This is a genomic window from Rubritepida flocculans DSM 14296 (assembly GCF_000425365.1).
In the GTDB taxonomy this organism is placed as follows: Bacteria; Pseudomonadota; Alphaproteobacteria; order Acetobacterales; family Acetobacteraceae; genus Roseococcus; species Roseococcus flocculans.
On record NZ_AUDH01000024.1, the window covers coordinates 42,371 to 51,436 of the forward strand.

The following is a 9,066-nucleotide window of genomic DNA, read 5'->3' on the forward strand; positions in this document are numbered from 1 at the left end:
CGGCCAGGGCCACGACCGGCGCGATCACCGGAAATCCCGGCTCGGCTGCCGCAGCGCCTCCTTCCGCTTCACGCGCGGGTCCGGCGAGAGGTTGGGCCGCAGCACCTCGTCGGCCGGCGCGATGGCCCGGCCGAACACGTCCTCCTCCAGCGCATGCAGCCCGTGCAGCAGGTCGGAACGGTCCTGGAGCCGGCGCGCGATCAGATGCAGGATCGGCACATGCGCCTCGGTGCGCTCCACGCGCCCCTCCGCCAACAGCAGCCGCGCCGCCACGATCTCGCGCCGGAAGCGCCGCTGCAGGTCGGGGTGGAGCACGAGATTGGCGACGCCGTGCTCGTCCTCCAGCGTGAAGAACATCACCCCCTTGGCGCTGCCGGGGCGCTGGCGCACGAGCACGAGGCCCGCGATCCGCAGCCAGGCGCCCTGCCGCGCGGCGGCGAGCGCGCGGCTGTCCGCGGCGCCGAGCGCGGCGAGGCGCGGCCGCAGCAGGGCGAGCGGGTGCGGGCCGAGGCTGAGCCCCGTCGCGGCGTAGTCGAGCACCACGCGCTCGCCCGCCGTGGCGGGCGGCAGGCGCGGGGCGGGTTCGCGGAGCGGCGCGGCGAGGGGGGCGGGGCGCTCCACCGCGCGCGCCTCCCACAGCGCGGCGCGCCGGTCGAGGCCGAGGCCGCGCAGCGCATCCGCCTCGGCGAGCCGCTCGACCGCGCCGCGATCGAGCCCGGCGCGGCGCGCGAGATCGGCGAGCGAGGCGAAGGGCCGCGCCGCCGCGATGCGCCGCCCCGCCGCCTCCCCGAGCCCGTTGACGAGCCGCAGCCCGAGCCGCAGCGCGCCGTCCTCGAGCGTGCAGTCCCAGTCGCTCCGCGCCACATCCACGGGCCGCAGCTCGACCCCATGCGCCCGCGCGTCGCGGATGATCTGCGCGGGCGCGTAGAAGCCCATGGGCTGGCTGTTGAGCAGCGCCGCCGCGAAGACGGCCGGGTGGTGGCGCTTGATCCAGGCTGAGAAATAGACGAGCTGGGCGAAGCTCGCGGCGTGGCTCTCGGGGAAGCCATAGGTGCCGAAGCCCTCGAGCTGGCGGAAGCAGCGCTCGGCGAAGCCCCGGTCATAGCCGTTGCGCGCCATGCCCTCGAGGAACTCGGCGCGGAACTGCGGCAGCGCGCCGTTGCGCCGGAAGGTCGCCATGGCGCGGCGGAGCTGATCCGCCCGGCTGGGCGAGAAGCCCGCGGCGACGATCGCGATCTTCATCGCCTGCTCCTGGAAGAGCGGCACGCCGAGCGTCTTGCCGAGCACCCCTTCGAGGCCCGGCGGCACCTCCACCGGCTCCTCGCCGTTGCGGCGGCGCAGATAGGGGTGGACCATGTCGCCCTGGATCGGCCCGGGGCGGACGATCGCGACCTCGATCACCAGGTCGTAGAAGCAGCGCGGGCGCATGCGCGGCAGCATGTTCATCTGCGCCCGGCTCTCCACCTGGAAGACGCCGAGCGAATCCCCGCGCGCGAGCATCTCGTAGGTGGCCGGATCGTCCTGCGGGATGTCGGTGAGCGCACGCAGCCCCAGCATGTCCATCGCGCGCCGCAGGCAGGAGAGCATGCCAAGCCCCAGCACATCCACCTTGAGCATGCCGAGCGCCTCGATGTCCTCCTTGTCCCATTCGAGGGTGTGACGGCCCTCCATCGCCGCCTTCGTCACCACGCAGAGCTCGGTGAGCTTCCCGCGCGCGATGACGAAACCGCCCACATGGGTGGCGAGGTGGCGGGGGAAGTCCTGGATCTCCTCGGCGAGTTCGCAGGCGAGGGCGAGGCGCGGATCCTCCGGGTCGAGCCCCTGCGCGCGCGCGAGCTCGGGAAGGGTCGCATCCCCGGCCCCCCAGACGGCCTGGGCGAGCGGCGCGGTCACGCTCTCCGGCAGGCCGAGCGCCTTGCCCACCTCGCGGATCGCGCTGCGCTCGCGGAAGCGGATCACGGTGGCGGCGAGGGCGGCGCGGTCCCGCCCGTAGCGCGCGTAGATGTGCTGGATCACCTCCTCGCGCCGCTCATGCTCGAAATCCACGTCGATGTCGGGCGGCTCGCCGCGCGCCTCGCTGATGAAGCGCTCGAAGAGGAGCTCGTGCTTGTCGGGCGGCACGGCGGTGATGCCGAGCGCGTAGCAGACGGCCGAGTTGGCGGCCGACCCCCGCCCCTGGCAGAGGATGCCGAGCGAGCGGGCGTGGCGCACGATCTCATGCACCGTCAGGAAATAGGGCGCGTAGTCCAGCTTCCGGATGAGGGCGAGCTCGTGCGCGAGCTGGGCGGCGACGCGCGCCGGCACGCCCTCCGGCCAGCGGGCGCGCGCGGCCTCCGCCACCCGCGCCTCGAGCGTCTCCTGCGGCGTGCGGCCGGGGTCGAGGATCTCGTCCGGGTATTCGTAGGAGAGTTCGCGCAGCGAGAAGCGGCAGGCCGCGAGGAGCTCGGCCACCCGCTCCACCGCCGCCTCATGGCCCGCGAAGAGGCGGCGGAGCTCCGCCTCGGGCTTGAGGCAGGCCTCGGCGTTCGGCTCGGCGGCGCGGCCGAGCGCCTCCACCGTCACGCCGAGGCGGATCGCCGTCAGCACATCGGCGAGGCGGCGCCGCGCGCGCGCGTGGTAGCGCACGCCGCCGGCCGCGATCAGCCGCGCCTCGGGCAGGGCGGCGAGGCTGTCCAGCCGGTGGCGGTCGGCGCCCGATGCGCGGTGGCTGACGGCGAGCAGGAGGGGAAGGGCGAGGCGGTCACGCAGCCCCCGCGCCTCGCGCGCGTGGCGGGCGGCGAAGGCGGCGTCGGGCCGGTCGGGGGCGAGGCGGGCGAGCACCTGGCCCTCGGCCGCGGCGGCCAGCGCGGCGAAGTCGAGCGGGCATTCGCCCTTGGGCGCCTGCATCCGCGCGGCCGAGAGCAGGGCGCAAAGCCGCCCATAGGCCGCGCGGTCGGTCGGCCAGGCGAGGTATTCGCTGCCGTCGGTCAGGTGGAGCCGCACGCCGGGCAGGAAGCGCAGCCCCGCGGCCTCGCAGGCCAGCATGCCGCGCACGAGGCCCGCCATGGAGTTGCGGTCGGCGAGGCCGAGCGCGGTGTGGCCGAGCGCCTTCGCCGTCTCGGCCAGCTCATGCGGGTGCGAGGCGCCCTCGAGGAAGGTGAAGTTCGAGAGGGCGGCGGGTTCACCGAACAGGGCGGCCTCCGTGGCGCCGAAGAATCCTGCCGCAAGGCGGCCGGCGCCGCCCGCGCGACCGGGCCGCCAGGCGCCCCCACGGCGCGGCGAAGCCAAGGGCGCGGAGCGCCCGCCCGTCTCGCGCGCAGGGTTGGTGTGGCGGCTGCGCGCCAAAACAAAGGCATACCAGCGGCCGCGCCGCCTTCCGACGGGTCATGGCAAGCGGCCGCTGGTATGGGGTCTCAACTCAAATACCCATGCAGGAACCAGCGCGTGTCCGCATCGCCCGGCGCGCCGCGCCGGCAGACCCACCAGCGCGCGCCGGAGGCGAGCTCCACCCGGTAATAGTCGCGCGGCGGCGGCTCTGGGCCCGCGCGCCACCATTCGGGCTCGATGCGTTCCGGCCCCTCGGCGCGGACCACGCGCTCGGTGCGGCGGCCGCGGCGGAGCAGGCTCGGCGGGGCGTCGGGCAGCAGCGCCACCGCCTCGAGCGGCACCGGCCGGCGCAGCAGGCGCAGCGGCCGCGGCGCGGGGGCGAAGGGGGCGCCGGGGCCATGGGCGTCGCCGCGGGCCAGGGCGCGCTCGGGCCAGTGCGAGGCCCGGGGCAGGGGGCGCCAGAGCTCGAGGCGCTGGCCGAGCCGGTCGAGCAGGGCGGAGAGGGCCTCCTGCGCCACCGCCTCGCCCGGCAGGCCGCTCTGGGCGGGGGCGAGCGGCTCGGTCGCGGGGGCGGCCAGCATCATCCGCTCGAAGCCGAATTCCGGGCGCAGCGTCTCGATCCGCCGGCGGAGGAGATCCATCAGATGGGCCGGATCGCGGCTCGCCCGGCCGAGGCCCTGGCCGATCTCCTGCCAGGTGCCGTCGCCGCGGAAGGCGGTGAGGCGCAGCGCGCGCGCGCCCACGCCCGCCTCCTCCAGCCCCGCGCAGAGGGAGGCGAGGAGCCGTTCCAGCGCCCGCGCGATGGCCGGGGCGGTCAGCAGCGGGGCGGGGAAATCCTGCGCCGCGACATGGCAGGGGGGCGGGCGGACGGGGGTGAAGGGGCCGAGGGCGCCGCGCAGGGCGGCCAGCTCCGCGAGCAGCGCCGGGCCGAAGCGGCGGGCGAGAGGGCCGCGCGGCTGCGCCTCCAGCGCCGCCACCTCGCGCAGCCCGAGCCGGTGCAGGCCCGCGACGACTTCCTCCGGCAGGTCGAGCGCCGCGGTGGGCAGGGCGCTCACGGCCGCGGCTTCCTGCGCGGGGGCCAGCACGGCGGAACCATGCCCCGCGCGCAGCAGCGCGGCCAGCGCGGCGGGGGCGGCGCCGAGCATCCCGCGCGCCGGCGTTCCGGCCCGGGCGAAGGCCGCGAGCACCCGGGCGAGCAGCTCGGGCTCGGGCTCGGGCAGCCCCGTGGTCTCGACGATCAGCCCGTCCGGGCCGCGCCGGCCGACGAGCGGGGAGAAACGCAGCGCCCAGACGGCGCGCGCGCCGACCCCCGGCCCCTCCAGCACCAGGAAGCGGCGGCCCCGCGCGGTCGGCGCCGGCCCAGCGGAGGGCAGGGGCGCGGGCGGAGGGGGCTCCAGCGCGGCGAGGAGCGGCAGGGAAGGGGGGCGCGCGGCCCGGCGCCCGGCCATCAGGCGCGCCTGCGGCCCGCCGCCGCGAGGGGGGCGGGCGTGACGAGCCGCCCCTGCGCCGCATCCCATTCCGCGAGCCAGGCGCCCGGCCGGCCGCCGCGGGCGCGCAACAGGCGGATTTCCCAGGCCGGATCGCCGAGATGATGGGCCGTGGCCTCCTGCGCCGGGCGGGGGGCGATGCGCCAGCGCGTCAGCGCCGCACCGGGGCCGGCCTCCTCCGCGCCGTCGCGCAGCAGCAGGCCGATGCCGCCGCCCGTCTCGGCGGCGAGCTGCAGCCGGCGCGCCGCGGTGAGATCGGGCGCGGGGCCGAGCAGCAGCACGGCGGCGATGGCGGGCGAGCGCAGCCCCTCCTCGGCGGCCCAGAGCGCATCGGCCGCGCGCGGCGCGCGCACCAGGATCAGCCGCGCCGCGTCGAGGCCGAGGCCGGCGAGGCCGGGCGGGTAGGCGTCCGGCTCCGGAGCGATCCAGAGCAGGGAGCGCCCGGGCAGGGCGGCCTGGGCGCGCGCCATGAGAAGCGCGGCGAAACCGAGGCTTGAACCTGGATCCTCGCCCAGAATCTCATGCAGCCCCGCCAGCGGCAGCCCGCCCCAGGGCAGATGCGCGTCGAGTTCCGGCGAGAGGGGGAGCGCGGCGCGGCCCTGCATGTCGGGGCCGCTGCGGTCGAGTCGGGCGATGCGCGCGCGCAGCCCCGCGAGCAGGCCGGCGCGGTCCATGGCGGGAGGGGGGGAGGGGACGGGCTCGGTCATTGTGCGATCTTATTCCTAGTTTCTGGGCAGGCGTCTTCCAGCGTCAAGGGAAGAGCCGGCGATTCCCGGCAGGGTTGCGGCCGTTTCTGACGGGATCGGCGCGATCCGTGCGCAAGCGATTGCTAGGAAGAGATTTTCGTATCCGGAGCCGGATGTTGTGCACCCGGCACGAAATACTTTGTTCATCCGGTTCGGAGAGGCTCCGTGCTTCGCTCTCCGTGAGGAAAGCAATGCTCGCAGCCGCCCGTCGCCGGAGCGCCCTCGGCGCCCTTCTTCTCGCGGCCCTCCTGGCCCTGGGGGCCTGTGCGGCCTCGCCCGCCCAGCAGGCGCGCGGCACCCCGGCGGGCCGGGTGGCGGCGGAGAGCCTGGCCAGCCTCGAAGCGCATGGGGTTCCCGTGGGGGCGGCCGTGGCGGTGGGCGAGGGGCGGCTGCTCACCAACGCCCATGTGCTGCGTCAGGCAGGGGGCGAGCTGCGGCTGCGGCGCGGCGATGACGGCGAGTCGGCCCCCGCCCGGGTGGTGGCCGTCAGCCCGCGGCTCGATCTCGCGGTGCTCGAGGCGCCCCCGGGCTTCCTGCGGCCCGCCGCCCTGGCGGAGGGCGGGGTGCGGGCGGGCCAGCCGGTCTGGGCGCTCGGGCCCCATGGGCTCGGCCGCGCCATGGCGGCGGGGCGGGTGGCGCAGCCCGATGTCGTGCTGCGCCGCTTCGGCCCCGGCTACACGGCGGGGCTGGGCGCGCTGATGGGCTTCTCGGGCGGCCCCGTGGTGGACGAGAACGGCCGCGTGACGGGCCTGACCACGGCGCTGCCCGAGCCGGGCTCGGCCCCGGCGCTGGCCATGCTGACCGGCGTGGATCTGGCCGGTTTCATGGACGGCGACCGGCGCCAGGTGTTCGTGCTGTGCATCCGTGCGGCGGTGGAGGAGGCGATGCGCCTGGGCGCGCTGCCCGCCGCCGGGAGATTCAGCGCCGCCCCGTCTTCGGCCACGGATCCCAGGGTGCGCGGCTGATCTCGCGCCGCGCCTCCTCCGCCGTCAGGCCGATGTCGCGCAGCAGCCGGGGATCGAGCTCGGCGAGCGCGCGCCGCGTCTTCCAGACCCGCCGGAGCTGCAGGAGCTGGCGCAGCCACAGCCCGGCCTGCGGCGCCGGAAACGGCCGGAGGGCAGGGAGGGAGAGGCTGGAGCGGCTCGACATCGGCGTGTCCCTTGGGGTGATCCTGCCGAGAGAATGGCCGCCGCCGCATCATCAGCCAAACGACTAATATTGACGCGCTCCATCAGATTTATTGATGATGGGGCGTGCTCCCGGCAGGCCTCGATCCCGAATTGCTGCGCAGCTTCGTGCTGGTCGCCGAAGGGCGGAGCGTGACCCGCGCGGCCGAGCGCGTGGGCCGCACGCAATCGGCCGTCTCGATGCAGATGAAGCGCCTGGAGGAAATCCTGGGCGAGCCGGTGCTGCGCCGCGGGCCGCGGGGGCTGGAGCCGACCTACAAGGGGCTGTGGCTGCTGGAGCGCGCCCGCACCCTGCTCGCCCTCAACGAGGAAATCCTCGAGGCCTTCCGCACCCCGCCCATCACCGGCCAGGTGCGGCTCGGCAGCCCGGACGACTACACGCTGCAATGGCTGCCCGGAATCCTGGCCCGCTTCGCCCGCACCCATCCGGGCATCGAGGTGGAGGTGGTGTGCATCAACACGGAGGAGCTGGTGCATCGCCTCGCGAGCGGGGCGGTGGATCTCGCGCTGCTCACCGAGGGGCATGGGCGCGAGGGCGAGGAGGTGTGGCGCGGCCCGCTGCGCTGGGTCGGGCCCTCGGCCGGGGCGCTGCACCGGCGCGACCCGCTGCCGCTGGCGCTCGCCCATCCCGGCTGCAGTTGGCGGCGGGCGGCGCTGGAGGCGCTGGGCCGGGCGGGCCGTCGGGCGCGGGTCACCTACAATGCGAGCACGCAGTCGGGCTGTTTCGCAGTGGCGCTGGCCGGGCTCGCGCTGACGGTGTCCACGCCGGCGCGGCTGCCGCCGGGGCTGTGCTGGCTGGGCGAGGCGGAGGGGCTGCCGGCGCTGCCCGGCATGGGGATCCTGCTCTCCTTCGCGGACCAGTGGCTGGCCGCAGCGTCGTTGCCGGAGGGCGTGGCGGCCCTGGCTGGGGCGATTCGCGCCGGCTTCGCGGACGATGCGGGGCTTGCGCGCTGATCGCGCTTGTCCTCGGCCCGCGCAGGCGGCAAAGAGGTCGCAAAAGGCCCTGTCTCGGAGGATCCGTCCCGTGAAGCGTCGTCATCTCGTCGCGGCTCTCGCCGCTGGTCTCGTGGCTCCGGCCGTTTCGCGCGGGCAGGGGCTGGGGGCGGGCTTTCCCGACCGGCCGCTGCGGCTGATCGTGCCCTGGCCGCCGGGGGGCTCCACGGACACCATCGCGCGCATCTACCAGCCGCGCCTCGCGGAGGTGCTGGGGCGGCCGATCGTGATCGACAACCGGGGCGGCGCCTCCGGCGCCACGGGCGCCATCGAGGCCGCGCGCGCGCCGGGCGACGGGAGCACCTGGCTCTTCGTCTACGACACGCAGGCGACCAACGAGACGGTGATGCGCCTGCCTTTCCGCACCATGGAGGCCTTCGTTCCGGTCTGCCATGTGGCCTCCGGCCCGCTGGTGATGGTGGCGCACCAGTCCACCCCCTATCGCAGCTTCGAGGAGGTGGTGGCGGCGGCGCGCCGCGCGCCGGACACGATCAACTACGCGACCTCGGGCGTGGGCGGGCTGGCGCATGTCTCCACCACGCTGCTGCAGCAGCAGGGGAATTTCCGGATCGTGCATGTGCCCTATCGGGGCGGCGGCCCGGCGGTGCAGGATGCGGTGGCGGGGCATGTGCCGCTGTTCATGACGAATGTGGTGATCGTGAGCCAGCACATCCGCTCGGGCGTGCTGCGGCCGCTCGGCGTGACCACGCGCGGCGAGAGCCGGCATGTGCCGAACACGCGCAGCTTCAGCCAGCAGGGCTTCGGTGATTTCGAGGCGCCGACCTGGTGGGCGCTGCTGGGGCGCGCCGGCACGCCGGAGCCTCTGGTGCGGCAGATGAACGAGGCGCTGGTGCGCGTCCTGAACGAACCCGCCATCAAGAACCGCATCGAGGAGCAGGGCTGCGACATCGTGGCCTCCACCCCGGAGGCCTGCGGCCAGTTCGTGCAGGGGGAGATCGCGAAGTGGGGCCGCGTGATCAACGAGAACAACATCCGCGCCGATAGCTGATTCGGCCGGGCAATGGCCTGAGGCGCATGCGCGCCATGCGCGCGCATGCGTGACAGGGGGTTTACAGGCGCGGCGCAGGGGCCTAATGAGCCGTCACCGCGACGGCGCCGGTGACGGTGCGGCGCGGTGACGGGGTTGACAGCCCGGCGTTCTTCGCTAGACTGCCAGCCCTTCGCAGGGGGACCTGCAGCCTCCCGAGAGAGTGGGGGTCATCACGTCAGCCGGGCCCCGGCTGTCGTGGCTGCTGTTTCACAACCGCATCTGATCATGCAGTGTTGATTGATACGCGCGTTTGGTGTGTTTTTTGGTGATGATGGCTGGTGCTGACTTATGGTGCT

The 9,066-nt window shown here is 75.2% G+C and carries 7 protein-coding genes; 3 read left to right on the forward strand and 4 right to left on the reverse strand.

Annotated elements, in window-relative coordinates; translation table 11 throughout:
• Positions 1 to 24 precede the first annotated feature (24 nt).
• The 3 genes from H596_RS0115180 to H596_RS0115190 form a co-directional block, all read right to left on the reverse strand.
• Positions 25 to 3,324, reverse strand: a complete 3,300-nt coding sequence (locus tag H596_RS0115180; RefSeq protein WP_342663354.1) for an error-prone DNA polymerase — start codon at positions 3,322 to 3,324, stop codon at positions 25 to 27.
• 68 nt (positions 3,325 to 3,392) lie between these two features.
• Positions 3,393 to 4,754 (reverse strand): DNA polymerase Y subunit UmuC family protein, encoded by a 1,362-nt coding sequence (locus H596_RS21885; RefSeq protein WP_051213169.1) that lies wholly within the window; start codon positions 4,752 to 4,754, stop codon positions 3,393 to 3,395.
• The gene (locus H596_RS0115190) at positions 4,754 to 5,500 is read right to left on the reverse strand and encodes an ImuA family protein (RefSeq protein WP_156910145.1); all 747 of its coding nucleotides are present in this window, start codon (positions 5,498 to 5,500) and stop codon (positions 4,754 to 4,756) included. The genes H596_RS21885 and H596_RS0115190 overlap by 1 nt, the downstream gene beginning before the upstream one ends.
• A 230-nt stretch (positions 5,501 to 5,730) precedes the next feature.
• On the opposite strand from H596_RS0115190, the gene H596_RS23050 reads away from it, so the two are divergent.
• Complete coding sequence (locus tag H596_RS23050) at positions 5,731 to 6,504, forward strand: S1 family peptidase (protein WP_027285603.1); 774 nt, start codon at positions 5,731 to 5,733, stop codon at positions 6,502 to 6,504.
• Here the strand turns inward: H596_RS23050 and H596_RS0115200 are convergent.
• Positions 6,458 to 6,688, reverse strand: a complete 231-nt coding sequence (locus tag H596_RS0115200; protein ID WP_027285604.1) for a DUF1127 domain-containing protein — start codon at positions 6,686 to 6,688, stop codon at positions 6,458 to 6,460. The genes H596_RS23050 and H596_RS0115200 overlap by 47 nt on opposite strands.
• 104 nt (positions 6,689 to 6,792) lie before the next feature.
• Here H596_RS0115200 and H596_RS21895 point away from each other — a divergent pair, with 104 nt between their 5' ends.
• Together H596_RS21895 and H596_RS0115210 are read left to right on the forward strand one after the other, a co-directional pair.
• The gene (locus tag H596_RS21895; RefSeq protein WP_051213172.1) at positions 6,793 to 7,680 is read left to right on the forward strand and encodes a LysR substrate-binding domain-containing protein; all 888 of its coding nucleotides are present in this window, start codon (positions 6,793 to 6,795) and stop codon (positions 7,678 to 7,680) included.
• Positions 7,681 to 7,750: 70 nt separating this feature from the next.
• Positions 7,751 to 8,728, forward strand: coding sequence for a tripartite tricarboxylate transporter substrate binding protein (locus H596_RS0115210; RefSeq protein ID WP_245584028.1), 978 nt, complete (start codon positions 7,751 to 7,753; stop codon positions 8,726 to 8,728).
• Positions 8,729 to 9,066: the final 338 nt, after the last annotated feature.